Here is a 25,787-nt window from a genome sequence, read left to right on the forward strand (position 1 = left end):
AGGACAGATGAGGAAAAGCCACCCCGTTCGGCGTGCCGTGCTCGCCGGGGCCGCCACCGTGTCCGGGATCGTGCTGCTGCTGTCGCTGAAACCGGCGTCCGACCCGGGCGCCGCCTCGGCGGCGGGCGGCGCGGCACCGCCCGTGGCCGCACAGTCGCCCCAGGGCGGCCGGGGCGCCGGAGCCGGCACGCTCACGGGTGACGCCGCGCAGACCCAGTACGGACCCGTGCAGGTGCGGGTCACGGTGAGCGAGGGCCGGATCACCAAGGCCGAGGCCGTGCAGGCACCCAAGGGCGGGCAGAGCGACCGGGTCACCGCCGACGCCGTACCCAAGCTCAACCAGGCCGCCGTCGCGGCCGGGAGCGCCGACATCGACGCGGTCTCGGGCGCCACCTACACCAGCGCCGGGTACGTGAAGTCCCTTCAGTCGGCGATCGACAAGGCGGCCTCGGCGGCCGACACGGACCCGGGCTCCGCGGCCGCCGGAGACGACCCGGGCACCGGCGCCGGGCAGGGCACGCAGGTGCTCACCGGGGACGCCGCGCAGACCCAGTACGGAACCGTGCAGGTCCGGGTCACCGTCAGCGGCGGGAGGGTCACCGACGCCGAGGCCCTCCAGGCACCCAGGGGCGGTCGCAGCGACCAGGTCACCGCCGACGCCGTACCCAAGCTCAACCAGGCCGCCGTCACCGCGGGCACCGCCGACATCGACGCCGTGTCCGGCGCCACCTACACCAGCGCCGGGTACAAACAGTCCCTCCAGTCGGCGCTGGACCGGGCCGGTGGCTGACACCGTGACCGGGTCCACCGAGGCTCCCGCCGCGATACGTCATGTGGAGGAGGCGATGGGGACCGTCTTCTCCTTCGACGTCCGCGGCGGGGAACCCGCGGCCGTACGGGCGGCACTGGACGAGGCCGTCGCCGGACTGCACCGGGCCGACGAGGTGTTCAGTACCTACCGGGAGGGCAGCCAGATCTCCCGGCTGGCGCGCGGGGAACTGACCGTCGCCGCCTGCGCGCCGGAGGTCGCCGAGGTGCTGGAGCTGGCGGCCGAGGCGGAGCGGGTGAGCGACGGCTGGTTCAGCACGCGCTACCGGGGCCGGCTCGATCCGACCGGGATCGTCAAGGGCTGGGCCGTGGAGCGGGCCGCACGGGGGATCGCGGCGGTGGTCGCCGGTGTGAGCGGCGTCAGCGTCAACGGGGGTGGGGACGTGCAGTTGCTCGGGACGCCGGGTGCCGTGCGGCCGTGGCGGGTCGGGGTGTCGGACCCGCTGCGGCCGGGCGGGCTCGCGGCGGTCGTCTCGGCGGCGGGGGTGGCGGAGCTGGCCGTGGCGACGTCCGGCTCCGCGGAACGGGGTGCGCATGTCGTCGACCCGCGCACCGGGCGCTCGGCGGTGACCGACCTGCTGTCCGTGACGGTGGTGGCGCCTCGGCTGACGTGGGCGGACTGCTGGGCGACGGCGGCGTTCGCGATGGGGTCGCGGGAGGGGTTGGGGTGGCTGGAGTCGCTGGACGGGGTGGAGGCGCTGCTGATCACGGCGGGGGACGAGGTGCGGTGCACGGGAGGGCTGGCGGCCCGCTTGGGCTGAGGTACCGGCGTTACACCCGCCCGCGTTCGCGGGGTGCCGCTGCGCCCACCCGTGCCGCCTGGGGGTACCTCCCAGGCCGTTCAGGCACTTGGGGAGGCACGACTGCCCGCAGCGGCGCCGGGGGGATCAGGGGCGCGGGGAACTGCGCGACCGGCCACGACGCGCCCGCGGTCGGCGGACCACCGCACCGCCCCCTTCAGGCCCCGTTCTGGGCCAACCGCAGCAAGTGGTCCGCCAGCGCCTGCCCACCCGCAGGCTCCCGGCTGATCAGCATCAGCGTGTCGTCGCCCGCGATCGTCCCCAGGATGTCGTGCAGCTCCGCCTGGTCGATCGCCGAGGCGAGGAACTGCGCCGCCCCGGGAGGGGTCCGCAGGACCACGAGGTTCGCCGACGCCTCCGCCGAGATCAGCAGCTCCGCGGAGAGCCGCCGCATCCGCTCCTCCTTGGCCGACTCCCCGAGCGGCGCCCGCGGGGTGCGGAAACCGCCCTCGCTGGGCACCGCGTAGATGAGGTCGCCGTCGGTGTTGCGGATCTTGACCGCGTTCAGCTCGTCCAGGTCCCGGGAGAGCGTCGCCTGCGTGACGGTGAGCCCGTCGTCGGCGAGCAGCTTCGCCAGTTGGCTCTGCGAGCGCACCGCCTGCCGGTTGAGGATGTCCACGATCCGGCGGTGGCGTGCGGTGCGGGTCTGCGGCAGGGCGGGCCCTGCCGTCTGCTCGTGCTCCTGCGCGTGGCTCATCGTCGTCTCATTCTCCGGATCGTCCGTCCCCGTGGGCCGTCTCGGCGGCCTGGTCAAGGATGCCGGGCAGCGCCCCGAGGAACGCCTCCACCACGTCGTCGCCGAGGTTCAGCGCGGGCATCAGCCGTACGACATCGGGTGCGGGCGCGTTCACCAGGATTCCGGCGTCCTGAGCCGCCTGCTGCACCTGGGCGGCGAGCGGCTCGGTGAGCACGATACCCAGGAGCAGTCCGGCGCCCCGGACGTGGGCGACGAGCGGGTGGCCGAGCGCCTCGACCCCGCCCCGGAGCTGCTCACTCTGCCGCTTGACGTGGTCGAGCAGCCCCTCGTCGGCGATGGTGTCGAGCACCGCGAGTCCGGCGGCGCAGGCGACCGGGTTGCCGCCGAAGGTGGTGCCGTGGTGGCCGGGCTGCAGCAGGTCGGCGGCGCGGCCGAAGGCGACCGTCGCGCCCAGGGGCAGTCCGCCGCCGAGGCCCTTGGCGAGGGTGACGACGTCCGGCAGGACGCCCTCGTGTGCCTGGTACTCGAACCAGTGCCCGGTCCGGCCGACGCCGGTCTGCACCTCGTCCAGGACGAGCAGCGCACCGGTGGCGGCGGTGATGGCGCGGGCCGCCTTCAGATAGCCGGGGGGCGGGACGACGACGCCGTTCTCGCCCTGGATCGGCTCGATGATCACCAGCGCCGTCTCCTCGGTGACCGCGGCGGCCAGGGCCTGCGGGTCGCCGTACGGCACGTGCGTGACGTCGCCGGGCAGCGGCAGGAAGGGCTCCTGCTTGCCGGGCTGGCCGGTCAGCGCCAGGGCGCCCATGGTGCGGCCGTGGAAGCCGCCCGTGGTGGCGACCATGTGCGGCCGGCCGGTCAGCCGGCCGATCTTGAAGGCGCCCTCGTTGGCCTCGGCGCCGGAGTTGCAGAAGTAGACCTTGCCGTCGCGGCCGAAGTGCTGGAGCAGCCGTTCGGCGAGGGCAACGGGCGGCTCGGCGATGAAGAGGTTGGAGACGTGGCCGAGGGAGGCGATCTGGCGGCTCACCGCGTCCACCACCGCCGGGTGGGCGTGGCCGAGCGCGTTCACCGCGATGCCGCCGACGAAGTCGAGGTACTCCGTGCCGTCGGCGTCCCAGAGCCGGGAGCCCTCGCCGCGCACCAGGGGCAGGCGCGGGGTGCCGTAGTTGTTCATGAGGGTGCCCTGCCACCGCTCGGTCAGCTCTTCGTTGCTCACGACTCCCCCTGTTCGTCCGGCACGACCATCGTGCCGATCCCCTCGTCGGTGAAGATCTCCAGCAGGATCGAGTGCTGGACCCGGCCGTCGATGACGCGGGCGGTGGTGACGCCGCCCCGCACCGCGTGCAGGCAGCCCTCCATCTTCGGCACCATGCCGCTGGAGAGATCGGGCAGCAGTTTCTCCAGCTGGGTGGCCGTGAGGCGGCTGATCACCTCGTCGGAGTTCGGCCAGTCCTCGTAGAGGCCCTCCACGTCGGTGAGGACCATGAGAGTCTCGGCGCCGAGCGCCGCAGCGAGTGCCGCAGCCGCCGTATCAGCATTGACGTTGTAGACATGGTGGTCGTCCTGGGAGCGGGCGATCGACGAGACGACCGGGATGCGGCCGTCGGCCAACAGTGCCTCGATGGCGCCGGTGTCGATCTCGGTGATCTCGCCGACCCGGCCGATGTCGACGAGTTCGCCGTCGATCTCGGGCTGGTGCTTGGTGGCGGTGAGGGTGTGCGCGTCCTCGCCGGTGAGGCCGACGGCGAGCGGTCCGTGCTGGTTGAGCAGCCCGACCAGCTCGCGCTGCACCTGCCCGGCCAGCACCATCCGTACGACGTCCATGGCGTCCTCGGTGGTGACGCGCAGCCCGGCCTTGAACTCGCTGACGATGCCGTGCTTGTCGAGGGCGGCACTGATCTGCGGTCCGCCGCCGTGCACGACGACGGGCTTGAGACCGGCGTGGCGCAGGAAGACGACGTCCTGGGCGAAGGCGGCCTTGAGGTCCTCGTCGATCATGGCGTTGCCGCCGAACTTGATGACGACGGTCTTGCCGTGGTGCCGGGTCAGCCAGGGCAGCGCCTCGATGAGGATCTGGGCCTTGGGGAGCGCGGTGTGCTTCCTCGTCGTACTCATGAGCTGTACGCGCTGTTCTCGTGGACGTAGTCGGCGGTGAGGTCGTTGGTCCAGATGGTCGCCGTGGCGTCGCCCGCGGCGAGGTCGGCGACGATGTGCACCTCGCGGTAGCGCATGTCGACCAGCTCGCGGTCCTCGCCGACGCCGCCGTTCTTGCAGACCCAGACGCCGTTGATGGCGACGTTCAGCCGGTCGGGCTCGAAGGCGGCGTCGGTGGTGCCGATGGCGGAGAGCACGCGGCCCCAGTTGGGGTCCTCGCCGTGGATGGCGCACTTGAGGAGGTTGTTGCGGGCGATGGTGCGGCCCACCTGGACGGCCTCGTCCTCGGTCGCGGCGTTCACGACCTCGACCTTGATGTCCTTGCTGGCGCCCTCGGCGTCCCGGATGAGCTGCTGTCCGAGGTCGTCGCAGACGGTGCGGACGGCCTCGGCGAACGCTTCGTACTCCGGCGTGACGCCGGAGGCACCGGAGGCGAGCAGCAGCACCGTGTCGTTGGTGGACATGCAGCCGTCGGAGTCGACCCGGTCGAAGGTGACGCGGGTGGCGGCGCGCAGGGCGCGGTCCAGGGCCCCGGTCTCCAGGTCGGCGTCGGTGGTGATCACGACGAGCATGGTGGCGAGGCCGGGGGCGAGCATGCCCGCGCCCTTGGCCATGCCGCCGACGGTCCAGCCGTCCCTGCTGACGACGGACGTCTTGTGCACGGTGTCGGTGGTCTTGATGGCGATGGCGGCCTTCTCGCCGCCGTGCTCGGAGAGCTGACCGGCGGCCGTCTCCACGCCCGGGAGCAGCTTGTCCATGGGCAGCAGTACGCCGATGAGTCCGGTGGAGCACACGGCGACCTCGCCCGCTCCCGTCCCGAGCACGTCGGCGACCTTCTCGGCCGTGGCATGCGTGTCCTGGAAGCCCTTGGGCCCGGTGCAGGCGTTGGCGCCGCCGGAGTTGAGGACGACGGCGGTCAGCTCACCGCTCTTCAGCACCTGCTCGGACCACAGGACCGGCGCGGCCTTGACACGGTTGGAGGTGAAGACGCCCGCGGCGGAGCGGCGGGGGCCGGTGTTGACCACGAGGGCCAGGTCGGGGTTGCCGCTCTCCTTGATCCCGGCGGTGATGCCCGCCGCCGTGAATCCCTTTGCTGCCGTCACACTCACGGCGCAACTCCGATCGTCGTCAGTCCGGTGGTCTCGTCGAGACCCAGGGCGAGGTTCATGCTCTGGACGGCACCGCCCGCGGTGCCCTTGGCCAGGTTGTCGATGGCGCTGATCGCGATGATCCGGCCCGCGGCGGCGTCGTGGGCGACCTGTACCTGGACGGCGTTGGAGCCGTAAACGGAGGCGGTCGCGGGCCACTGGCCCTCGGGCAGCAGGTGCACGAACGGTTCGTCGGCGAGGGCCTTCTCGTAGGCGGCCCGCACCGTCTCGGCGGTGACCCCGGGCTTCGCCTTCGCGGTGCAGGTGGCGAGGATGCCGCGGGGCATCGGCGCGAGGGTCGGCGTGAAGGAGACGGTGACCGGCTCCCCCGCCACCGCGCCGAGGTTCTGGATCATCTCGGGGGTGTGCCGGTGGCCGCCGCCGACGCCGTACGGCGACATGGAGCCCATGACCTCGCTGCCCAGCAGGTGCGGCTTGGCCGCCTTGCCCGCGCCGGAGGTGCCGGAGGCGGCGACGATCACGGCCTCGGGCTCGGCCAGCGACGCGGCGTACGCCGGGAAGAGGGCCAGGGACACGGCTGTGGGGTAGCAACCGGGCACCGCGATGCGCTTGGACCCCTCCAGCGCGGCGCGGGCACCCGGAAGTTCGGGGAGACCGTAGGGCCAGGTTCCGGCGTGCGGGGAGCCGTAGAACGCCTCCCAGTCACCGGCGTCCTTGAGCCGGAAGTCGGCGCCCATGTCGACGACGAGGACGTCCGGCCCGAGCTGCTCGGCGACGGCGGCGGACTGCCCGTGCGGCAGGGCGAGGAACACGACGTCGTGCCCGCCGAGCACCTCCGGCGTCGTCGCCTCCAGCACCCGGTCGGCCAGCGGCAGCAGGTGCGGTTGCAGCGCGCCGAGCCGCTGCCCCGCGTTGGAGTTGCCGGTCAGGGCGCCGATCTCGACCTCGGGATGGGTCAGGAGCAGACGCAGCAGCTCACCGCCCGCATACCCACTCGCTCCGGCCACCGCCGCACGTACCGCCATGGAAATACCCTCCTCCTGGAGAGCATGACTATACGTGTCGCTGCACGTTTATGCAACGCGATGCGGTGCGGCCTCGGGGTCCCGCCGCGGGCATCGGCTAGCCTGCCGCTTCCGGAATCCGAGCACCGTGGGGGTGGCTGTGCGTTCGTGGATCGTCGAGCTGGTCGTCGGGCTGAGGCCGTGGCAGCGCGCGGCGCTCGTCGTGTCCCTGTGCGCCCTCGCCCTTCCCCTGTGGTTCGCCGCGGGGAACACCGACCGGTATCGCGACGGGCAGCCGGCCGTGACGGAGGGGTTCGTCAACTGCGAGTGGGACGGACCGTGCCAGGGCGCGTGGAGGCTGGCGGACGGAAGCCGGGGCGGTGGCAGGATCGACGGCCTGGACTTCACCGCCGAGGAGGAGCTGATCGAGGACATCGCGCTCTTCGGCGGCCCCGACTGGGCGGTCGCCGACCGCGGGACCCTGCTCCGCCACGCGCTGGCCCAGTACACGGTGGCCACGGCCGGCGCGGCGCTCGTCATCTGGATCGCCCGGCGGCGCTCGAAGTACAACCAGGAGATGCGTTCGTTGATCCAGCGCCACCGCAGCACTACGCCTTGACGGCCTCCGCGATCCGCAGCGCCGCCTCGGCGGGCGTGAGGTGCGTGGTGTCGACGACCTCGGCCTCGGTATGCAGCCAGGTGCGGGCGGCCTCGGCGTACGGCTCGAGGTAGCGGAGACGGAACGGCGAGTTCGGCCCCAGTACGGTGTCCCCCGCGATGCGCCCCCGCAGGGTCTCCTGGTCGGCGTGGAGGACGAAGTGCCGTACGGGGATCGCGTGCGCGGCGAGGCCGTCCGCGATCTCCCTCCAGTACTCCTCGACCAGGATTGTCATCGGCATCACCAGGGTGCCGCCGGTGTAGTCGAGCACCCGCCGGGCGGTCTCGACGACGAGCGGCCGCCACGGCGGCCAGTGCTGGAAGTTGTCCGTGTCGGGCAGCCCCGGCGTGATGTCCATGAGCGTCTCGCCGACCTTCTCGGCGTCGAACACCCGGGAGTCCGGGAGCAGCTCCTGCACGAGCGCGCCGGTCGTCGTCTTGCCCGCACCGTGGGTGCCGTTCAGCCATACGATCATGCGTCCCCACGCTAGCCCGGACCGACGACGCGGTGGTGCGGTTTCGTCGCCGGTCCGGGGTCGCGGGCTGCCGGGCTATCGCTGTCGGATCCGCAGGAACGTCACCGAGTTCGCCGGGAAGGTGTAGGTGAACTCGCTCGCCACTCCCGAGAAGGTCGAGGTCACCGGGGTGACCGGGGTGTCCGTCTCGGTGTTGACCGCGTCCTGGTCGGCGGCCAGCGTGGTGACCGCGGCCCTGGACGCCACCTTCGCGCCGCCGAGGTCGACGGCGGTGCGGGCCGCGGTGTCCTGGGCGTTGACGACCTTGACGATCAGCTCGCCGGTGCGGTCGTCGCGGGTGACGGTCTGGCGGAACGGCTCGGCCGGCTTGTCGTCGGTGAAGCTGCCCCACTCCTCGCCGTCGAGGTAGAGGGTGACCTGGCGGCCCCTGACCTTGACGTCGATGTCGTAGGCGCGGCCCGTCTCGATGGACCCGGCCTTGGTCAGGAGCGTCGACTTGCCGCCGTCGGAGGCCTGCTCGACGGCGGACTGGGTGTTGTTCCAGCCGCCCAGGTTCCACCAGTAGTAGTTGCCGGTGTCCTTGACGCCGAAGGCGACCAGGAAGCCCTCCTTGCCGGACTCCTTCGTGGCCTTCACGTGCAGGTCGTAGTCGTGCCAGGCCGGGTCGCCCGCCGTGACCATGGTGTTCTCGGCCGCCGCGTCCGTCTGGACGTACTGGCCGTCCTGGACCGTCCAGCTGCCGGCGCCCGAGTGGGTCCACTGCGAGGCGTCGCCGGAGAAGTCGTCGGACAGGAGGGACTCCCCGTCGGCCGAGGTCACCTTCACGTCGTCGTAGGCCGCACTGGTCGCCCAGGTCGACAGGCCGACGCCGCCGGTGATGGGGCCGCTGACGGCGGGGGTGCCGGTGGCCGTGGAGCGGACGACGCGGTCGCCGGTGTTGTTCATGAACAGCTTCTGGACCTCGTAGTTGGCCGAGCCCCAGGACGCGTGGTTGTTGAACCAGATCAGGTCCGGGCTCCACTGCACGTAGTCCTCGTTGGACAGCAGCGGGGCGTAGGAGGCCAGCTTGACGACGTCGGCGTTGCGCTCCAGGCCGGTCATGAACGCGGCTTCGGCGAGGGCGTTCTTCCAGGCGTTGCCCTGGGAGGCGTACTCGCCGAGGAAGACCTTGGGACCCTTCCTGTCGTACGAGTCGTAGCGGTCGTTGTTCTGCAGGAACCACTGCGGGCTGTTGTAGTAGTGCTCGTCGACCATCGCGACACCGGCGTCGCGGTTGAGCTGCCAGGCGGTGTCGAAGGTGGCGCCGGAGTCGTCGGGGCCGGAGTTGGAGACGACGGTGATGTCCGGGTACTCCGCCTCGATGGCGGTACGGAACTGCTCGAAGCGGGCGAAGAACTCCTTCGGGAGGTTCTCCTCGTTGCCGACTTCGAGGTGGGTGAGGCCGAAGGGCCTGGGATGGCCCATCGCCGCCCGTTTGCCGCCCCACTCGCTGGTGCGGGGGCCGTTGGCGAACTCGATGAGGTCCAGGGTGTCCTGGATGTGCCGCTTCAGCAGCGCGTCGTCGACGACGGCCTTGTTCTGGCCGCAGCCGGTGACCAGGGCGGGGACGACGGGCAGCGGCATGGCCCCGATGTCCTCGGCGAAGCGGAAGTACTCGTAGTAGCCGAGGCCGTAGCTCTGGTTGTAGCCCCAGAAGTTGGCGTTGGTGGCGCGCTCCTCGACCGGGCCGATGGTGTCCTTCCACTGGTAGGAGCGCTTGCGCTGCCAGCCGGAGTCCGCGCTGTAGTCCGCCATGGAGCCGGTGTTGACCAGGCAGCCGCCGGGGAAGCGCAGGAAGCCGGGGTGCAGGGCCTCGATCTTCTCCGCGAGGTCCTTGCGCAGGCCGTTCGGCTGGTGCCGGTAGGTGTCGCGGGGAAAGAGGGACACCATGTCGAGGGCGGCGGGGGCGGTGGTGGCGACGGCGAGGCGGCCGCGGTTGCTGGTGCGGGTCGCGGTGAAGGTGGCCGTGTACTTGCGCCACTGCCCCTTCGCCGCCACCTGGCGCGCCTTCGCGAGGGTGCCCGCGGCGTCCGTGAGCGTCACGGTGAGGGTGGTGCCCTGCTCGGCCCGGGACCAGACCGAGAAGTCGTACCTCTCGCCCTTCTCGACCCGGATGCCGGTGTTGTAGCCCGCGTTGGTGACGGCGGAGCCGGCGGCCAGGGAGAGGTAGTTGCGGTTGCGCTCGTTGAGGCGGCCCCCGTCGTTCACCACCTCGGCCGGACCGTCGGCCGCCCACGCGGTGAGCGGTGTGTACGAGGCGTTGTCGGCGGTGGAGTACTCGAAGGACCGGTTCTGCACGAGCTCGGCGTACAGGCCGCCGTCGGCGGCGCGGTTGATGTCCTCGTAGAAGACGCCGTACATCGTGTCGTCGATCGCGGGACCCCGGTCGGACGGGTCGACGGTGATCGTGTAGTCGGCGACGGCCTCCGCGTGTGCCGGGGACGGCAGCAGGGCGGCTGCCGTCAGGAGGGCGGTGACGCTGAGACCGAGTCTCCAGCGGGTGCGTGACATGGATACTCCGCGGCTCTCACCAGGTAGTCGTTCGGGATATCGGACATTGGTCAGCACTTCGAACGGCAAGATAGGGAGGGGGTCGCGGCGCGTCAATGGGTCGCGCGGCAACGAGTGGGCCGAAGCGGGAAAGCGAGTGGAAATGGGCGAGTTGTGGCCGGTGCCCGACGTACTGGCGTACCTCGCGGGACGCTGGCGCACCGAGCGGTCGGTGCGGGATCTGGCAGGCGGCCTGGAGGGCCGCTTCGAGGGGCTCACGTCCTTCGACGCCCTCGACGGCGGCGGGCTGATCGGCCGGGAGTCGGGCGCCTTCACCTGGCAGGGCGTGACCCGGCCGGCCGAGCGCACGCTGCTCTACGAGCCGGAAAACGGGCCGGGAAGCGGGCCGGGCCGGGTGGACGTGCGCTTCGCGGACGGCCGCCCCTTCCACGGCCTGGACCTGACTTCGGGACACCATGTGGCCGACCACCCCTGCGCCGCCGACCTCTACCGGGGCGAGTTCACCGTCCGGGGCCCGGACCGCTGGCGGACCGTGTGGCGGGTGGGCGGCCCGGCCAAGGACCTGCTGCTCACAACGGATTACCTTCGCGAAACGCCGGATGCCTAGCACCCTGGTCCGGCGCCCCCTCGAAGCGGAGGCTCCAGCGGCCCGCGCGGCCCGTCACGGTGGTCGTCGACAGCGGGCGGACGTCCAGGTTCCAGTACGTTCCGGGCGGCGCCTTCAGCGCGTAGACCAGCGCGGCCCGGATCACGGAGGGCTCGGCCACGGCGACGATCCGGTCGCCGTCCTCCCCGGGGCGGGTGTCGAGCCAGCCGCCCACCCGGGTGATGAAGCCCAGCAGCGACTCCCCGCCGTGCGGGGCCGACCGGGGATCGGCGAGCCAGGCGTCCACGGCCGCCGGTTCACGGGCCATGGCCTCACCGAGCGTCAGGCCGCGCCACCGGCCCATGTCGCAGTCCCGCAGGGCCAGTTGGGACAGCGGCGCGCAGCCGAGGGCGTCACCGGTGGCGCGGCTGCGGGGCGTGGGCGAGCAGTAGCGCAACTCGGCGGCGGCGAGCGGCAGCAGGTCGCCCGCGGCGCGCAGCGCCTCGTCCCATCCGGCCTGGTCCAGCGGCCGCTCGTCGTCGAAGCGCTCGGCGAGCAGCGGTGAGCTGCGCGCAGCCGCGACGAACGTGACCCGAAGCGCCATGCGGTGATGGTGGAGCCGGAAGGTGTCCAGGTCAAGGGGTGTTACCTGTGGGTCACCCAGGGTGTGCCACGGCTCACCGACCGAAGGCGAACGCCGTCAGCGGCCCCACACCTCCTGGCAGGCGGTGCGCAGGCGCCGTACCCCTTCCGCGATCTCCCCGACGTTCGCGACCGCGGCGAAGCTCAGCCGGAAGTGGGCGGCGGGGGGTTCGGCGCTGAAGTACGGGCGGCCCGGGGTGATCGCGACGCCCGCACGCAGGGCGGCCGAGGTGAGGGCGGTCTCGTCCGTGCCCTCGGGCAGCCGGGGCCACAGGTGGTAGCCGCCGGAGGGGACGTGGGACAGGGCGATCTCGGGGAGTCGCAGCCCCAGGGCGGAGGTCATGGCGTCCCGGCGGGCCTTCAACTCGGCCGAGACGGCACGCAGGTGGCGCGGCCAGGCGGGCGAGCCGACGAGTTCCAGCGCCGCCTCCTGGAGCGGCCGCGGCACGAAGAAGGTGTCGACGATCTGAATGGCGCGCAGGCGTTCGAGGACCGGCCCGTGCGCGGCCAGGGCGCTCACCCGGAAGCTGGGCGAGGTCGCCTTGGTCAGCGAGCAGACGTGGACCACGACGCCGTCCGGGTCGTCGGCGGCGAGCGGGGCGGGCAGCGGGCCCGCGTCCTCGTGCACGAGCCGGCGCACGAAGTCGTCCTCCACGACGAAGGCACCGGCGGCCCGCGCGATGCGCAGCACCTCGCCGCGCCGCTCGGGGGCGAGCACGGCGCCGGTCGGGTTCTGGAACAGGGGCTGGCAGACGAAGACCCGGGCGCCGGTCGCGCGGAAGGCGTCGGCGAGCAGGGCGGGCCGTACGCCGTCGGCGTCCACGGGGACGGGCACCGGACGCAGTCCGGCCGCCCGTGCGATGGCCAGCATGCCGGGGTAGGTCGGGGACTCGACGAGCACGGGGGTGCCGGGCGGGGCGAGCGCGCGCAGGGCGGTGGCCAGGGCGGACTGGCCGCCCGCGGTGATCAGTACCTCGGCCGCCGTGATGGCGCCGCCGATGCCGCGCGCGAACCACTCCCGCAGCTCCGGCAGCCCCTCCATCGGCGGGCGGCCCCAGGCGCCGGGCCGCCGTCCGGCCCGGGCCAGGGCCGCCGCCATCGCCCGCTCCGGCTGCAACGAGGGGTGCAGGTACCCGCCGTTGAACTCCACGACGCCGGACGGCGGGGCGGCCAGCGAGACCAGCACCCCGGAGGCGTCCACCGAGCGCGGTACGAGGTCGGCGGCGCCGTCGGCGCTCAGCGCCACCTCCTGCCAGGAGGTGTCCCCGGCGGGCGCCGCCGAGGGGCGCGGCCGGGCACGGAAGGCGCCGGCGCCGGGCCGGGTGACGACCAGCCCCTCGGCGGCCAGCTGGGCCAGGGCGCGGGAGACCGTCACCGGGCTCACCCGGAACCGGTCGACGAGGGCACGGCTCGACGGGAGCTTTCCGCCTGGCGAGTAGCGGTCCAACTCCCGCCGCAACACGGTCACCAGGTCAGCGACGCTGCTACGCTCTTGCATGAGAGCACAGAGTAGCGCTACCGCACCGTCCCGGATAGCAGTCGGCGCCGCCGACGCGGACACCGGCGGCGCGTCCTTCGGCACCGTCCAGGCCGCCCTCGGTGTCGTCGCCTTCTCCCTCACCTTCCCCGCCACCGCCTGGGGCCTGGAGGGCTTCGGGCCCTGGTCCCTGATCGCCGTGCGCAGCATCCTCGCCGCCGCGGTCGCCGGAGCCTGCCTGGTGGTGCTGAGGGTGGCACCGCCCGAGCGGCGGCACTGGCTGGGCCTCGCCGTGGTGGGCGCCGGGGTGGTCCTCGGCTTCCCCCTGCTCACGACGCTCGCCCTGCAGACGTCGACCACCGCGCACGCCGCCGTGGTGGTGGGCCTGCTGCCGCTGACCACCGCGCTGCTGTCCGCGCTGCGCATCGGCACCCGCCCCTCGCGCACCTTCTGGATCGCGGCCCTGGCGGGCGCGGCGGCCGTGATCGCCTTCACGGTGCAGCAGAGCGGCGGAGCGCTGACCTCGGCCGACGCCTATCTCTTCGCGGCCCTGCTGGTGTGCGCCGCCGGCTACACGGAGGGCGGCCGGCTGGCCCGGGTGATGCCGGGGTGGCAGGTAATCGGCTGGGCGCTGGCGCTGTGCCTGCCGCTGACGGTGCCGATGGCGGCGGTGGCACTGTCCTTCGAGCCGGTGCACCTGACGGCGCACGCCGTGACCGGGCTGCTGTGGGTGGCGATCGGTTCGCAGTTCCTCGGCCTGGTCGTCTGGTACCGGGGCATGGCGGCGATCGGCATCCCGAAGGCCAGCCAGTTGCAGCTGGCCCAGCCGCTGCTCACACTGGTGTGGTCGGTACTTCTCCTGGGCGAGCACCTGCCGGTGGCCGCTCCGCTGACGGCCGCGGCCGTACTGGTGTGCATCGCGGTCACCCAGCGGGCCAGGGGTTAGCGCCCGCCCTCGGACCGCACACAGGTGAGGAGGCCTCACGGATGCACGCAACCAAGGGCGACCAGCTGGTCCAGCACGGCCGGGTGGTCGGTGAGCACGACAAGGTCGCGGAAATCGTCGAAGTGATGGGCGACAAGGGCACTCCCCCGTACCGGGTCCGGTTCGAGGACGGGCACGAGGCCGTGTGCTCGCCCGGCCCCGACTCGGAGATCCGGCACAGGGAGACCCAGCTGTAGCCCAGGGGCCGCACCCCACGCGGGAGCGGTCAGCGCGGGACGGCGGCCGGCTGCGTGTAGTGGTCGGCGGCCACCCGGGCCATCGCGCCGCCGCGGTCGTCGGCGACGTCCTTGGCCGAGAAGTAGACGTGCCCGCGGACCTCCGGGTACCGAGCGGCCAGCGTCAGGTGGCGGGAGAGTTCGGCCGGGTCCTGCCAGGCGGCGGGCTGCGCCGGGTCCCCGGACTTGTACAGCGCCTCGCCGATGTAGAGCTGGGTGCGGCTGCCCCGGGCGGCCTCGGCCCACCAGGGCAGTAGTTTCGCGTAGTCGGCGCCGTCCAGCCCGATGTTCCAGTACAGCTGCGGCACGACGTAGTCGATCCAGCCCTCGCGCACCCACTTGCGGGTGTCCGCGTACAGGTCGTCGTACGTCTGCACGCCCGCCCGGGTGTCCGAGCCGCGCTCGTCGGTGGCGGCGTTGCGCCACACGCCGAAGGGGCTGACGCCGAAGCGGGCGGCCGGCTGGACGTCCTTGACCCGTTGCGCGGTCTCGCGCACCAGCCGGTCGATGTTGTCCCGCCGCCAGTCGGCCTTCGTGGCGAAGCCGGTGCCGAACGTGCCGAAGGTCCCGCCGTCGTCGAAGCTCTGGCCCGCCACCGGATACGGATAGAAGTAGTCGTCGAAGTGGACCCCGTCCACCTCGTACTTCGCCACCGCGTCCATGATCGCGTCCTGGACGAACGCCCGGACCTCCGGCAGCCCGGGGTTGTAGTAGAGCTGCCCGCCGTACGGCACCACCCACCCGGGGTTCTTCCGCGCGGGGTGCGAGGAGACGAGGCGGGCCGGGTCGTCGTGGGTGGCGACGCGGTACGGGTTGAACCAGGCGTGCAGGTGCAGGCCGCGGGCGTGGGCCTCCTTGACCGCCGTGCCCAGCGGGTCCCAGCCCGGGTCCCGGCCCTGGCTGCCGGACAGGTACTGCGACCACGGCTCGTGCGCCGAGGGCCACAGCGCGTCAGCCGTCGGCCGCACCTGGAGGATCACCGTGTTGAGGCGGTGCCGGACCGCGTTGTCGAGGTGCTCGATCAGCTCCGCGCGCTGCTCGGCGGCGCGCAGCCCGGCGCGGGTGGGCCAGTCGCGGTTGGCCACGGTGGCCAGCCACATCCCCCGCATCCCGGCGGCGGCGCTGCGCGAGGACGCCGGCTCGGCGGCGCCCCGGGCGGTGGGCGCCGCGGACGCCCCCGTAGCCCCGGACACCGCCGTGAACGCCGACAACGCCGCCACCGTGAAGGCACGGCGCGAGACACCGCCCATGGGAAGACCTCCTGAACGCTGTGGATCCGTACGGTCACGGATCGTGTACGGGGCCTCAGCATGCCCGACCCGGGAGACGGAACCGTGACCATTCGGGGGTAACGTGCTCGATCGGAGCAGGCGACGGGGACCCCGGCATGCCTGCGGCCAGCCGTGGAGTCAGCGAAAGGGACGATGTGACCGGCATCTCGGGAGATATCGCACGGGTCGGCGTGGTCGGCTGTGGCCAGATGGGGGCGGGCATCGCCGAGGTGTGCGCCCGCTCGGGTCTGGAGGTGATGGTCGCCGAGACCACCGGCGAGGCTCTGGAGATCGGCCGCACCCGGCTGTACAACTCGCTGGCCAAGGCGGCCGAGCGCGGCAAGATGACCGAGGAGGAGCGGGACGCGACACAGGCGCGCCTCAGCTTCACCACGGACCTCGGCGAGTTTGCCGACCGTGATCTGGTGATCGAGGCCGTCGTCGAGAACGAGCAGGTCAAGACCGAGATCTTCCAGGTGCTCGATCAGGTCGTGACCCGGCCGGACGCGATCCTGGCCTCCAACACCTCCTCCATCCCGCTGGTGAAGCTGGCGGTCGCCACCTCGCGGCCCGACCACGTCATCGGCATCCACTTCTTCAACCCGGCCCCGGTGCAGCAGCTCGTCGAGCTGATCCCGGCGCTCACCACCTCCGAGGGCACGCTCAGCCGGGCTCAGCTGTTCACCGAGAAGGTGCTGGGCAAGCACGCCATCCGCGCCCAGGACCGCTCCGGGTTCGTGGTCAACGCGCTGCTGATCCCGTACCTGCTCTCCGCGATCCGGATGTTCGAGTCGGGCATCGCGAGCCGCGAGGACATCGACAACGGCATGGAGATGGGCTGCGCCCACCCGATGGGCCCGCTGAAGCTGGCCGACCTGATCGGCCTGGACACGGTCGCCTCGGTGGCGTATTCGATGTACGAGGAGTATAAGGAGCCGCTGTACGCCGCTCCGCCGCTGCTCCAGCGCATGGTCGACGCGGGCCGTCTCGGCCGCAAGAGCAGCTCGGGCTTCTACGCCTACGGCTGACGCCGGTCGCGGCGCCGCTCCTCATCCCAGGCCCTTGTCCTTCCTGAGGCCCAGTCCCCGGCTCTGCTCCTGCTCCCGGTTCTGGCTCTGGTTGCGGCTCTGGTCCTGGGTGACCGCCGCCGTGCCGTCGGGCCCGCCGCGTGCACGGTTCTCGGCGGCCCGGTTCGGGGGGCGGGGGCCCGACAGCCCCGCCGCGGCCACGCGTAGCGTGTTCGCCACGTCGGGGTCCAGTCTGCTCGATTCCCGGGGAGCGTCGCTTTCGTCGTCCGGCCCGTCCCGGTTCTCCCGCTCCCGCTCCCGGTCCGGGTTCTCCCGACGACGTGCCTCCGCCGAAGCCTCGTAGGCCTGTTGGGCCTCCACGGCCCGGGCCATGTTGGCTCCGCGCATGCGGTCCACGTTCGGCTCGAGCTTGAACCCCTCGATCTTGAGTTCCTTGGTCTCGATGTCGGACCGGTCCTCGTCGTCCTCGTCCCCGCCGTCGTCGGGCGGTGCGCCGTGGTCGTCCGGGTCGTCGGGACCGTCGCCGGAGCCGCCGGGAGCACCGGCTCCGTCCGGGGGCGGGCCGTCCGCGGGTGGTCCGACCTTGAGGTTGAGCCATGGATTGGGGCGCTGCTCCCCACCGTCGCCGTCCGGCTCCTGGTCTGCCGGGCCCTCCGGGTCGTCCGCGTAGGTATCCGGTGGATCGCCGTCCTGCCAGGCGCCGTCCGGCGGCCCGTCGGCGGCGAACGCCTCACGAGCGGCGTCGGCCCGGCCTTCGAAGGCGGCACCGGCGGCGGCTTCCTCCAGGGCGTTAGCGGTCTCCGCGACGAGATCCGCGGCGGCCTCGGCTGCGGCGACACCGATTTCGGCCACGCCCTCGGCCGCCGACACCAGGGCCCCGCCTGCCTCGTCGAGCTCACTCCGAGCCGTCCGGCCCTCCGGCTCGGCCGGCTCCGACGGCTCCCGGTCATCCGCTTCGGAATCCGGGGTCGAGGCTGCCCTGTCCCGGTCCCCGGGCTCCGGCATGGCCGCCGCTTCGGGCTCCGGCTCGGTGTCCGGCCGCGCTTCCGCGACCGCGGCTTCTCGTTGCGGCCGTTGCTCGGGCTCGGACGCGGGCTCAGTCTCGGACGCGGGGTCCGCGTCGGGCGGGGGCTCGGGCGCCCCCTGGTGTCCCCGCTCCGTCTCGGACGCGGGCTCCGCGTCAGGCGCGGGCTCCGTCTCGGACGCGGACTCGGCGAGCGGTGCGGGCTCGGGCGCCCCGTCGGGGTCTCGCTCGGAGTCGTGCTCCGGGTCCGGCACGGGCTCCGGCCCCGGCCCCGGCTCCGGCTCCGGCTCCGGCTCCGGCTCCGGCTCCGGCTCCGGCTCCGGCTCCGGCTCCGAGTCAGGTTCAGGTTCCGCCGTGGGCCTCGCTTCCCTCTCAGCATCGCGGTCACGTTCCGACTCGGGCCCGGACTCTTGTTCCGGCTCGGGCTCTCGCGCTCGCTCCCGCTCGGTCTCAGAGACGGGCTCAGGTTCCGGCTCTTGCTCGGCTTCGGGCTCGGCCTCGGCTTCGGGCTCGGCCTCAGCCTCGGGCTCGCGCTCGGGCTCGGGCTCGGGCTCGGCCTCAGCCTCGGGCTCGCGCTCGGGCTCGGGCTCGGCCTCAGCCTCGGGCTCGCGCTCGGGCTCCGCCTCAGCCTCGGGCTCGGGCTCGCGCTCGGGCTCCGCCTCAGCCTCAGCCTCAGCCTCGGGCTCGGGCTCGCGCTCGGGCTCGGGCTCGGGCTCGGGCTCGGGCTCGGAGACAGGCTCGGGCTCCGGTTCTCGCTTCGGCTCCGGGGCGGGTGCCTGGTCCGGTGCGGGGGGCGGCTCCGGGTTCGGGGCGGGCTCGGGTTCCGGGCCCGGGTCGGCGCGGTCCTGGTCCGGCGGCTGTGCCGGCTCCGGCTCGTCCGTCGGCGGGTCGCCGTCCTCCGGGGCCTCCGCGACGGGCGGCGCCGGATCGTCGGGCCGGGAGTCGGTCTCCGGAATGTCGCCGTCCCCGGTGTCCTCCGCCCGTTGCCCGTCCTGCGGCGCCTCCGCGTTCTCGCCGGACTGGTCCGGTACGTCTCCGTCACCGGGGGCGTGCGCGTCGCGAGGAGGCGGGGGCGGTGGAGGGGGCGGCGGGGCGTCACCGACCGTGCCGCCGAGTTCGCTCATCCGTGGACCCCCGTCCCCTCGGCGCACACCTGCGCCACCCGTGCCGCCGTCTCCGCCACCAGCGCGCGCAGCCGCGGACCTTCCTCGCAGGCCAGGGCGAAGGCCCGTCGTACGTGGTCCTCCGTCGTGGCGCCCGTCACCGCCGCCACCGCCCGGCGCAGTCCGCTGCGCTCCACGTCGCCGATCCTGGCGTGGGCCTTCCCCGGTCCGTACCCGGGCAGGGCACGGACCTGGAGGCGGTGGTCCGCGCCGGAGGTTCCGGTGAGCACCAGCCCGCGGGCCGCCCACTCGGCCTCGTGTTCCGGGTATCCGTGGGGTCCGTCCGGGGTCGCCTTCCGGGCGCGTTGGATGGCTTCCAGCACGTCCCGGAAGCGGTAGTTGGCGTAGGTGTACCGGCGCCGGTCGACCGGCGGCGGCTCCCGGCCCAGCAGTTCGGCGTACAGCACGGTGTACAGGCGCTCCGCGAAGTCCCCGGGGTCGACCTCGTCCCGCATCAGGGTTTCCCGCGCCGAGACGGCTCGTTCCGCCGCGTACCCGAGGGTGCACTCCAGACCGCGTGCGGTGAGGGCCGTCAGGGCCGCCCGTACCCGAGACGCCGGGGCCGGGGCGGCCATGCCCATCGCCTGCGCGCAGGCGGCTGCCTCCACCCAGATCAGGTGGAGCGGCTCCGCGGACCGGTGCTGGGAGTCGTTCATCGCGCGCAGCGTGCAGGGTGCGCCGCGGCACGCGGGTCCGCACAGGCGGCTGCGGCTGCCCAGCAGCGGCGGTTCGCCGGAGGCGCCCTCGGCGCTCTCGTCGTGCTCGCCGTGCGGGACGGACGTCAGTACGGGCCGGTCCATGCCGTCCGCGGCGACGGCGGCGCGGCCCGGGGGCAGGGCGACGACGTTCTCGCTCTGCTCCGGCCGGAGGTTCATCGTGGCGCCCACGAACCGGCGGTCGTCCTCGGCCGGCAGCCTGTGCATGATCTTCAACGCGCTGTTCTTGACCACGTCCGGGAGGATCTTGCTGGGGATCTGCTCGACGATGACGACGCCCTCGCCGTAGGCGCGGATCTCGGCGAGGAGCGATGCGAACAGTTCGACCGCGGCGGCCGCGGGGCCGTCCTCGACGTTCTTGAGCAGGCGGTGCGCCTCCTCCACGACGAGCACGTGGCGCAGGGGCACCCCGCCCGCGCCGTGGTTCACCCGCAGGTGTTCGACGAGGCGGATGAGGGTGGCCCCGATGAGGAAGGCCTTGTCCTGGTCGTTGGTGATCGTTTCCAGTTCCAGGACCACGTTCCCGGAGAGCAGTCCGGCGACGTCCAGCGGGTGGCCGCCCTCGAAGAACCGGCCCGGGGTGCCTTCCCGCAGCGAGCCCATGCGGACGTCGACGAAACCCCGTACGTCGGCGGTGACCTCCTTGCCGTAGCCGATCGTCTCGACCACCTGCCGTGCCGTCGCCTGGAGTTCGCCGAGGGTCGGGTAGGCCGCCGTGCGGGGCTCGTCCGGCTCGTCCGGCAGGAACTTCGGCTTGTGGGCCGGGCGCGGCTCGCCGGTGACGAGGTCCCACCCGGCCTCCGTGTAGCACTGGGACAGTGCTCGGGCCAGCACCTGCGGGAACGGTTCGTGTCCCTCGAAGGCCGCCAGGAAGAGTGCTCTGACGAGGTCCACATGGCTCTGCAGGGGGAAGCCGGGCTCCGGTTCCAGCGGGTTGAGCGAGGCGGGCGGGACGTCCACGTCCCCCGGCCGGATCACGGTGACCCGCCGGGCTGCCTCCGGTCCCCCGGCCGCGCCGAGGCGGCCGGCCATGCGCGCGTACTCGGCCTTCGCCGGTTCGATCGCCAGCCAGGGGACCGGCCGTTCGTGCGTGGACAGGGCGGTGAGCAGGCTCCGGACGGTCTGGGACTTGCCCGAACCGGTGGCCCCGCAGATGAAGGCGTGCCGGTTGAGGGTCGCGCGCGAGACGTGGAGCCGGCCGGTGGCCGACAGCGACTCGTCGAGGATGTCGCCGATCGGGAAGCCGTCGGCGGCCGTGCCCTGCTCCGAGTCCTGCTCCGTGTCCTGCGTCGTGTCGTCGGCGGTGACGTCGAAGCGGTTGGGGGCCACCGTGCGGATGCCGGGCAGTTCCCGCTCCGGTGGCCGGGCGAGCGCGGCCACGAGTTCCGCGGGTGCGACGAACGGGGTGGCACCCGGCGCCACGGAAGCGACGGAAGCGGCGGCGGCCGGGGCGGTCGCGGTCAGTGCCTCGGCGAAGGGCATCGGGTGCCTGGTCGGCACGAGGACGTACGGCAGGTCGTCCAGGTCGCCGGAGCCGCACAGCAGCGCGGCCGAGGCGAGGACGGACCCCGGCCGCTCCGCGCCGACCAGCACGCGTACGCTCCATACTCCGGTGGCGAGCGCCCTGGTCAGTTCGCGGTGGCGCGCCTCGGCCCGTTCGGCCGCCAGCCGGTCGGCCGCGGAGTTCTCCCGCTGACGCAGCCGGGGCAGTTGCACGGACAGCGCGGCGCGCTCCTGCTCCAGCCGCTCGTACGGGAGGGGTTCGGCCAGGAGCAGCCAGGCGAAGGCGTCCGGCAGGTGGGCGACGGCGTCGTCGAAGGAGCCGCGGCGTTCCGTGGGCAGGGCACGTTCGTCGTCGCCCATGCGCAGGGCGTCGTGGGACCCGAGGCAGGGCAGCCAGTACGGCATCCGCTCCAGCAGTGCGGCGGCCTCGCCTGCCGGAATGTCCCGGGCGGTGGCGCCGGGCGGGTAGCCCACGGGGCGTTCGGCGGTGTCGTGGGGCTGCTCTCCCGCGGGCGGGAAGAACGGGGCGCCGCCCACCAGGAAGTGCATGGGCCGGTGGGGGCCGGGGCGGATCCACGCGGTGGCGAGCCCGGTGGGGCCGCCTTCGCCGTGGTGGCCGAGCACCGCGTGGGCGGCGGTCACCGCCGCGGTCAGCTGGGCGGCCGTACGGTCGTGGCCGGGTTGCCGCTCGTCCGGTCGGCGGGGCACGGTGAGCAGTCGGTGGAAGCGGTACGCGGCGAGTTGCGCGGGACCGCCGCGGGCGCCGGCGTCGGGTGTCACGGCAGGCTCGGGCGCGGCCGATCGGACACTTTCGGCAGGAAGTTGATGCCGGGGCTGCAGTCCCCGAAGACGACGCGTCGACCGCCCGGGCCGGTCTCGACGAGGACCAGTCCGGTCACGGGCAGGGCCTGCATCTGGGTGGGTTCGACCGTGAACTCGTACACCCGGCTGAGGTTCTCGCCGGTCGTGGTCGAGTGGGCGGTCGAGGTGGTGGTGGACTCCTGCCAGCTGCGGGAGAGCGAGGTGGCGGTGGAGTCCGAACTCCCCCAGGTGCTGCCCGTGCCGCTGCCGCCCCGGTTGAATCCCGAGGTCCGGGACAGTCCGCTCTGGAAGGTGTAGCTGGTGCCGCGTCCTTCCGTGAGCGTTTCTCCGACCTGCCGGGTCAGCTGGTTCACGAGGAACTTGTGTTCCTGTCCGATGAACTGCGCGGCGGCCTTCGCCTCCTCGCCGTTGCCCATGCGCATGAACACCGTCGCGCTGTCGGATCCGCCGGCGACCTGGACCGCGGCCTCCCGCAGGTGTTCCAGGAGCAGGACGAGCCGCACTCCGGCGGTCCGTGCCTGGCGGGCCATCGTCTCCAGCGCCTCACGGCCCAGGTGGTCGGCGCCCGCGACGACGAGCGTGCCCGAGCCGGGGGTGACCGCGCGCTTGCGCAGCGCGTGGAGCAGTTGGAAGAAGACGAAGCGGTCGGTGAGGTCCTTGCGCCGGTGCACCTCGTCCTCGGTCGTGACGACGGTGAGCCCGCCGGGTTTCCACCAGGCGGAGACGGGGGCGTCGGGCGTGTGGACCGTCTCCGCCCTGGTCAGCAGTTCCGTCTGGGCCCGCACGTAGCGGAGTTCGTTCTGGACGCGTTCGCCCTGGCCGACGAGGTCGATGGCCCGGGTCAGCGACTCGACCTCGGAGGCGCCGAGCGGGCCCGGTGCCTGCGGGCCGGGGTCGTAGACGCGGAGCAGGACGCGCAGTCCGGCGGCGAGGCGGTCGAGGGTCACGGGCCCTTCGAGGAGGTCGGTGACGGTCTGGACCACGTCCACGTCGATGGTGTGGAGGTCGATGTCGGCGCCGGGCGGGCGCATGGTGCCCAGGGCCTCGGCCAGGGTCTCCGCCAGTTCCTCCGAGGTGAACTCCTCGCGCAGGTCGCGGCCGAGCAGGGCGCCGGGCACGGGTACGTGGCCGACGGTGACTCCGCGCCGGGTGGCGAGCCCGGCGAGTTCCAGGGCCACCGCCTGCTGGGTGAGGTCGAGGACGACGACCGACTGGCCGGCGGTGAGCAGGGGTCCGCCCAGCGTGGCGAGGAGGCTGGCCCAGCCGTTGCCCGTGCCGCCGAAGACGTCGATCCGGCTGGGCCCCGAGGTGAGGGAGATCGGGTACCAGGTGTCCAGGGTCTCGTTGTGGCGCAGATGCGCGTCGCGGTGCTGGGCGAGCAGTTCCTGCCAGGCCTTCGTGCGGGCCTCGTGGTCGCGCCGGGCCCGTTTCCGTTCGGCTTCGAGGCGGCGTTCGGCGGCCCGGAGCCTGGAGTTGGGCGAGGTCGCCCTGAGCAGGGCCACGATGGCGATCATGACGATCACCGCGACGACGATGTTCCCGGCCACGAGCGCGACACCGCCCGCGAGCAGGGTCATGCAGCCGAAGCCTGTGGTGTTGCGGCCGCCCATGGCGTGCTCGCGCAGGGAGCGCACCTCGTGGTCGGAGGGCTCCGTGTACACGGGCGGGTTCTGGGCGGCGCGGTGCGCCGGGGGCTCCGGCGGCCGGACGAACTCCCAGCCCCAGCGCTCCTCGCCGGCGAAGACGCGCCGGGCCAGTTCCACCGCGGCCCCGTCGCCGGGTTCCGCGGGCGTCCCCGCGGGCCTTGGATCCGGCGCCGTTTCCCGGTGGTCCCGGCCGGTCCCGTCGCCCGGCCCGTCGAGCCCGGCTCTCTTCTCGGCAGCACTCATCACGCCCCCCCGTCCGATGTCGCAGCATCGTGCCCGCGCGGGCGGTGCCTGTCAGTACCTGCGGCAGGCGGGACGCCGCCTTGGCCGGAACACCTCAACAAATGACCGAAGTTGGCACATGGTCCGGGCCGGTCCGGGCTACTCCTCCTGCGGCTGGTCGCGCCCGAGCCTGAGGTGGTGGAGCAGGAGCAGGGCGGCCGCCATGCCGGCGGCCGGAACCTCCCCGCGGGTGACCAGGTCGGGGACGAGTTTGAGGGGGACCCATTCCCGGCGCTCGGACTCGAAGTCGTCCACGGGGTGTCCGACGTACGTGCCCCGGTCGGCCCAGTAGACGTGGTGGCGGGCGTCGGTGAGTCCGTTGGAGGGCTCCACGCTCATCAGGTGGTGCAGCGGTCCGGGCCGCCAGCCGGTCTCCTCCTCCAGTTCCCTGGCCGCCGCCACCGCGACGTCCTCGCCGTCCTCGACGACTCCGGCCGCCAGTTCCCAGCCCCAGCTGTCGGTGATGAACCGGTGCCGCCACAGCAGGAGGACCTCGCCCGCCTCGTTCACGACCGTGGCCGCGGCCACGGGGCGCATCCGTATCAGGAAGTGGTCGAGGTGCCGGCCGTCCGGCAGGACGACATCGGCGAGGTTGACGCTGAACCACCGATTTGAGTACACATTTTGTTCGCTCTGTTTCGCCCACTGCACTGTTCTGCCACCTTTCTTTGAGTAGGTGGCAATATCGCAGTAGCAGCGTTCCGGCAGCAGGCGTACGGGGGCCGCTCACGGCGCAGGGGTGGGCGCAGGGGCGGGACGGACGGGACGGGCGGAACGCCTACAGCGGTACGCGCAGTGCCCCGTCGATGAGTTCGGCGGCCTCGGCCGTGCCCGCGCAACCGCTGCTCACCAGGTGTTCGCGCACCGCGCGCAGTCTGTCGCGCAGCCGATGGGACTCCATTCCCCGGGCCTGTTCGGCCATCCGCACGGCCGTCGCCACCGCCTTGTCGGCGTGGCCCTGACGCAGTTCGATCGTGCTGAGCATGGCGAGCCGGTGCACGCGGCCCCGGTCGTGCGCGGGGGTGTCGACGGCCGCCGCCGCGTGCTCCCCGGCCGCCGCGAGTTCACCGAGGCTCAGCAGCGCCTCCGCGACCTGGACGTTGACCAGTCCGGGCTGGACGTAGCCGGTCTCGTCGGGCTCGTACCCCCGCCGGATGCGCTCGGCGGCCTGCTCGGCCCGGCGGATGCAGGCCAGCGCGCCGCTGCCGTCGCCCAGGTGCGCGTACGCCTTCGCCTGCATCGCGTACAGGTCGGAGGCGAGCGCCGGGGTGATGTGCCGGCCGGCGGCGCGCAGCGCGGCCTCGGCGAAGGCGACGGCCTGCCGGTACTCCCGCATGAACAGCGCCTGGTTGACCAGCAGCGCGATGACGTACGCGCCGAGCCCCCGGTCGCCGCTGGCCTTGGCGAGCCGGAGCGCCTGGTGGAAGTAGCGCTGAGCGAGGCCGTGCGCGTCGGAGTCGTACGCGCAGATCCCGGCGACGGCCACCAGGCCCCCGGTGGCCCGGTGCAGCTGCCGTCCGGTGGCGTCGGTGTAGCTGCCGCGCAGCAGCGGGGCGGCCTCGGAGTTGAGGAAGCCGACGATGCGGGCGCGGGTCGCGATGCCGCCGGCCTTGCGGTACATCTGCTCGTAGTGCGAACGGGCGCAGCGCACCGTCTCCAGATCGGCCGCGGTGACCCGGTGCCGTCCGCCGCGGGAGACGTCCGTGTCCTCGGGCGGGTTCTCCCACTCCCACACGGGCATCACGGCCGGCGTGCCGGTGAGCGCGGGGGCGCCGAGGATGTGCGGGCGCTGCTGCTGGTCGGAGCGCCACAGGGCGGTCGCACGCTCCACGAACCCGGACAGCGATCCGGTGTGCGGGGCGGCGGGTTCGCCGGGCACGCCGAGGCCGATGTCGTCGAGGGTGACGGGGCGGTGCAGCCGGGACGCGAGGACCTCGCAGATCAGGTCGGGCACCTGGCCGCGCGGCCGCTGGCCCTTCAACCACCGTGCGACGGCGGTGTGTTCGTACCTCAGTGCGAGCCCGCGTGCGCGCCCCGCCTGGTTGACGTGCGCGGCCAGTCCCGCGTGCGAGATCCCGGCCTCGTCGAGGATCGCGTCGAGCAGGGTGTTGGGCTGCATGGGTGCCCCCGG

The 25,787-nt window shown here is 73.1% G+C and carries 22 protein-coding genes; 7 read left to right on the forward strand and 15 right to left on the reverse strand.

The genetic code is table 11. From position 1 onward, the window contains the following. The first annotated feature begins 7 nt into the window (after positions 1–7). On the forward strand, positions 8–790 hold the full coding sequence (locus ACZ7MF_RS36675; protein WP_471482492.1) for an FMN-binding protein: 783 nt from the start codon (positions 8–10) through the stop codon (positions 788–790). Positions 791–845: 55 nt separating this feature from the next. Further along, positions 846–1,589 carry an FAD:protein FMN transferase gene (locus ACZ7MF_RS36680; protein ID WP_471482642.1) on the forward strand — a complete coding sequence of 248 codons (744 nt, stop codon included), beginning with the start codon at positions 846–848 and terminating at the stop codon, positions 1,587–1,589. 196 nt (positions 1,590–1,785) lie between these two features. Here ACZ7MF_RS36680 and ACZ7MF_RS36685 read toward each other — a convergent pair whose 3' ends face one another. The 5 genes from ACZ7MF_RS36685 to argC are packed head-to-tail and all read right to left on the reverse strand — an operon-like array spanning position 1,786 to position 6,613. Further along, on the reverse strand, positions 1,786–2,325 hold the full coding sequence (locus ACZ7MF_RS36685; protein WP_356366011.1) for an arginine repressor: 540 nt from the start codon (positions 2,323–2,325) through the stop codon (positions 1,786–1,788). A gap of 7 nt (positions 2,326–2,332) precedes the next feature. Next, positions 2,333–3,541 carry an acetylornithine transaminase gene (locus ACZ7MF_RS36690; RefSeq protein ID WP_471482493.1) on the reverse strand — a complete coding sequence of 403 codons (1,209 nt, stop codon included), beginning with the start codon at positions 3,539–3,541 and terminating at the stop codon, positions 2,333–2,335. Beyond that, positions 3,538–4,440, reverse strand: coding sequence for an acetylglutamate kinase (gene argB, locus ACZ7MF_RS36695; RefSeq protein WP_471482494.1), 903 nt, complete (start codon positions 4,438–4,440; stop codon positions 3,538–3,540). The genes ACZ7MF_RS36690 and argB overlap by 4 nt, the downstream gene beginning before the upstream one ends. Next, positions 4,437–5,588 (reverse strand): bifunctional glutamate N-acetyltransferase/amino-acid acetyltransferase ArgJ, encoded by a 1,152-nt coding sequence (gene argJ / locus ACZ7MF_RS36700; protein WP_471482495.1) that lies wholly within the window; start codon positions 5,586–5,588, stop codon positions 4,437–4,439. Before argJ ends, argB begins: the two co-directional genes overlap by 4 nt. Continuing rightward, complete coding sequence (gene argC, locus ACZ7MF_RS36705; protein ID WP_471482496.1) at positions 5,585–6,613, reverse strand: N-acetyl-gamma-glutamyl-phosphate reductase; 1,029 nt, start codon at positions 6,611–6,613, stop codon at positions 5,585–5,587. The genes argJ and argC overlap by 4 nt, the downstream gene beginning before the upstream one ends. A 133-nt stretch (positions 6,614–6,746) precedes the next feature. Between argC and ACZ7MF_RS36710 the strand changes: the two genes are divergently transcribed. Beyond that, entirely contained in the window at positions 6,747–7,211 is a 465-nt protein-coding gene (locus ACZ7MF_RS36710) for a hypothetical protein (protein ID WP_471482497.1), read from the forward strand. On the opposite strand, the gene ACZ7MF_RS36715 is transcribed toward ACZ7MF_RS36710, so the two are convergent. Both ACZ7MF_RS36715 and ACZ7MF_RS36720 read right to left on the reverse strand, forming a co-directional pair. Then, on the reverse strand, positions 7,201–7,725 hold the full coding sequence (locus ACZ7MF_RS36715) for an AAA family ATPase (RefSeq protein ID WP_471482498.1): 525 nt from the start codon (positions 7,723–7,725) through the stop codon (positions 7,201–7,203). The two genes, ACZ7MF_RS36710 and ACZ7MF_RS36715, sit on opposite strands and share 11 nt — an antisense overlap. 75 nt (positions 7,726–7,800) lie before the next feature. After that, positions 7,801–10,275 (reverse strand): alpha-L-arabinofuranosidase C-terminal domain-containing protein, encoded by a 2,475-nt coding sequence (locus ACZ7MF_RS36720; RefSeq protein ID WP_471482499.1) that lies wholly within the window; start codon positions 10,273–10,275, stop codon positions 7,801–7,803. A gap of 142 nt (positions 10,276–10,417) precedes the next feature. On the opposite strand from ACZ7MF_RS36720, the gene ACZ7MF_RS36725 reads away from it, so the two are divergent. Further along, entirely contained in the window at positions 10,418–10,882 is a 465-nt protein-coding gene (locus tag ACZ7MF_RS36725) for a DUF6314 family protein (RefSeq protein WP_471482500.1), read from the forward strand. Here ACZ7MF_RS36725 and ACZ7MF_RS36730 read toward each other — a convergent pair. After that, positions 10,845–11,465 carry a histidine phosphatase family protein gene (locus ACZ7MF_RS36730; protein ID WP_356866082.1) on the reverse strand — a complete coding sequence of 207 codons (621 nt, stop codon included), beginning with the start codon at positions 11,463–11,465 and terminating at the stop codon, positions 10,845–10,847. The genes ACZ7MF_RS36725 and ACZ7MF_RS36730 overlap by 38 nt on opposite strands. Positions 11,466–11,561: 96 nt before the next feature. Then, positions 11,562–13,085 (reverse strand): aminotransferase-like domain-containing protein, encoded by a 1,524-nt coding sequence (locus ACZ7MF_RS36735; RefSeq protein WP_471482501.1) that lies wholly within the window; start codon positions 13,083–13,085, stop codon positions 11,562–11,564. Here ACZ7MF_RS36735 and ACZ7MF_RS36740 point away from each other — a divergent pair. After that, positions 13,000–13,926, forward strand: a complete 927-nt coding sequence (locus ACZ7MF_RS36740) for a DMT family transporter (protein ID WP_471482502.1) — start codon at positions 13,000–13,002, stop codon at positions 13,924–13,926. The genes ACZ7MF_RS36735 and ACZ7MF_RS36740 overlap by 86 nt on opposite strands. Positions 13,927–13,967: 41 nt before the next feature. Further along, positions 13,968–14,162 carry a DUF1918 domain-containing protein gene (locus tag ACZ7MF_RS36745; protein WP_003977235.1) on the forward strand — a complete coding sequence of 65 codons (195 nt, stop codon included), beginning with the start codon at positions 13,968–13,970 and terminating at the stop codon, positions 14,160–14,162. 29 nt (positions 14,163–14,191) lie between these two features. Here ACZ7MF_RS36745 and ACZ7MF_RS36750 read toward each other — a convergent pair whose 3' ends face one another. Then, entirely contained in the window at positions 14,192–15,451 is a 1,260-nt protein-coding gene (locus tag ACZ7MF_RS36750) for a glycoside hydrolase family 10-like protein (protein WP_471482503.1), read from the reverse strand. A gap of 137 nt (positions 15,452–15,588) precedes the next feature. Here ACZ7MF_RS36750 and ACZ7MF_RS36755 point away from each other — a divergent pair, with 137 nt between their 5' ends. Continuing rightward, complete coding sequence (locus tag ACZ7MF_RS36755) at positions 15,589–16,500, forward strand: 3-hydroxybutyryl-CoA dehydrogenase (RefSeq protein ID WP_356866073.1); 912 nt, start codon at positions 15,589–15,591, stop codon at positions 16,498–16,500. Between the two features lie 21 nt (positions 16,501–16,521). Here the strand turns inward: ACZ7MF_RS36755 and ACZ7MF_RS36760 are convergent, their stop codons facing one another. The 5 genes from ACZ7MF_RS36760 to ACZ7MF_RS36780 all read right to left on the reverse strand — a co-directional run bounded on the left by ACZ7MF_RS36760 (position 16,522) and on the right by ACZ7MF_RS36780 (position 25,775). Beyond that, a complete protein-coding gene (locus ACZ7MF_RS36760; RefSeq protein WP_471482504.1) occupies positions 16,522–18,648 on the reverse strand; it encodes a hypothetical protein in 2,127 nt (708 codons plus the stop codon). After that, on the reverse strand, positions 18,645–21,686 hold the full coding sequence (locus tag ACZ7MF_RS36765) for an ATP-binding protein (protein WP_471482505.1): 3,042 nt from the start codon (positions 21,684–21,686) through the stop codon (positions 18,645–18,647). The genes ACZ7MF_RS36760 and ACZ7MF_RS36765 overlap by 4 nt, the downstream gene beginning before the upstream one ends. After that, positions 21,683–23,617, reverse strand: a complete 1,935-nt coding sequence (locus ACZ7MF_RS36770) for a hypothetical protein (RefSeq protein WP_471482506.1) — start codon at positions 23,615–23,617, stop codon at positions 21,683–21,685. Before ACZ7MF_RS36770 ends, ACZ7MF_RS36765 begins: the two co-directional genes overlap by 4 nt. 138 nt (positions 23,618–23,755) lie before the next feature. Beyond that, positions 23,756–24,307, reverse strand: coding sequence for an NUDIX hydrolase (locus ACZ7MF_RS36775; protein ID WP_471482507.1), 552 nt, complete (start codon positions 24,305–24,307; stop codon positions 23,756–23,758). A 127-nt stretch (positions 24,308–24,434) separates the two neighbouring features. Further along, positions 24,435–25,775 carry a transcriptional regulator gene (locus tag ACZ7MF_RS36780; RefSeq protein WP_471482508.1) on the reverse strand — a complete coding sequence of 447 codons (1,341 nt, stop codon included), beginning with the start codon at positions 25,773–25,775 and terminating at the stop codon, positions 24,435–24,437. Positions 25,776–25,787 lie beyond the last annotated feature (12 nt).

The sequence above is a fragment of the Streptomyces sp. NPDC111628 genome, assembly GCF_055635195.1.

What these genes read in the sequence shown, in the direction of transcription:
- ACZ7MF_RS36760 (WP_471482504.1), bottom strand. Translation starts at nt 18,648, where the DNA reads ATGAGCGAACTCGGCGGCACGGTCGGTGACGCCCCGCCGCCCCCTCCA.
- ACZ7MF_RS36680 (WP_471482642.1), top strand. Translation starts at nt 846, where the DNA reads ATGGGGACCGTCTTCTCCTTCGACGTCCGCGGCGGGGAACCCGCGGCC.
- ACZ7MF_RS36675 (WP_471482492.1), top strand. Translation starts at nt 8, where the DNA reads ATGAGGAAAAGCCACCCCGTTCGGCGTGCCGTGCTCGCCGGGGCCGCC.
- ACZ7MF_RS36750 (WP_471482503.1), bottom strand. Translation starts at nt 15,451, where the DNA reads ATGGGCGGTGTCTCGCGCCGTGCCTTCACGGTGGCGGCGTTGTCGGCG.
- ACZ7MF_RS36740 (WP_471482502.1), top strand. Translation starts at nt 13,000, where the DNA reads ATGAGAGCACAGAGTAGCGCTACCGCACCGTCCCGGATAGCAGTCGGC.
- ACZ7MF_RS36780 (WP_471482508.1), bottom strand. Translation starts at nt 25,775, where the DNA reads ATGCAGCCCAACACCCTGCTCGACGCGATCCTCGACGAGGCCGGGATC.
- ACZ7MF_RS36730 (WP_356866082.1), bottom strand. Translation starts at nt 11,465, where the DNA reads ATGGCGCTTCGGGTCACGTTCGTCGCGGCTGCGCGCAGCTCACCGCTG.
- ACZ7MF_RS36725 (WP_471482500.1), top strand. Translation starts at nt 10,418, where the DNA reads ATGGGCGAGTTGTGGCCGGTGCCCGACGTACTGGCGTACCTCGCGGGA.
- ACZ7MF_RS36755 (WP_356866073.1), top strand. Translation starts at nt 15,589, where the DNA reads ATGCCTGCGGCCAGCCGTGGAGTCAGCGAAAGGGACGATGTGACCGGC.
- ACZ7MF_RS36745 (WP_003977235.1), top strand. Translation starts at nt 13,968, where the DNA reads ATGCACGCAACCAAGGGCGACCAGCTGGTCCAGCACGGCCGGGTGGTC.
- ACZ7MF_RS36770 (WP_471482506.1), bottom strand. Translation starts at nt 23,617, where the DNA reads ATGAGTGCTGCCGAGAAGAGAGCCGGGCTCGACGGGCCGGGCGACGGG.
- argC (WP_471482496.1), bottom strand. Translation starts at nt 6,613, where the DNA reads ATGGCGGTACGTGCGGCGGTGGCCGGAGCGAGTGGGTATGCGGGCGGT.
- ACZ7MF_RS36685 (WP_356366011.1), bottom strand. Translation starts at nt 2,325, where the DNA reads ATGAGCCACGCGCAGGAGCACGAGCAGACGGCAGGGCCCGCCCTGCCG.
- ACZ7MF_RS36720 (WP_471482499.1), bottom strand. Translation starts at nt 10,275, where the DNA reads ATGTCACGCACCCGCTGGAGACTCGGTCTCAGCGTCACCGCCCTCCTG.
- ACZ7MF_RS36715 (WP_471482498.1), bottom strand. Translation starts at nt 7,725, where the DNA reads ATGATCGTATGGCTGAACGGCACCCACGGTGCGGGCAAGACGACGACC.
- argB (WP_471482494.1), bottom strand. Translation starts at nt 4,440, where the DNA reads ATGAGTACGACGAGGAAGCACACCGCGCTCCCCAAGGCCCAGATCCTC.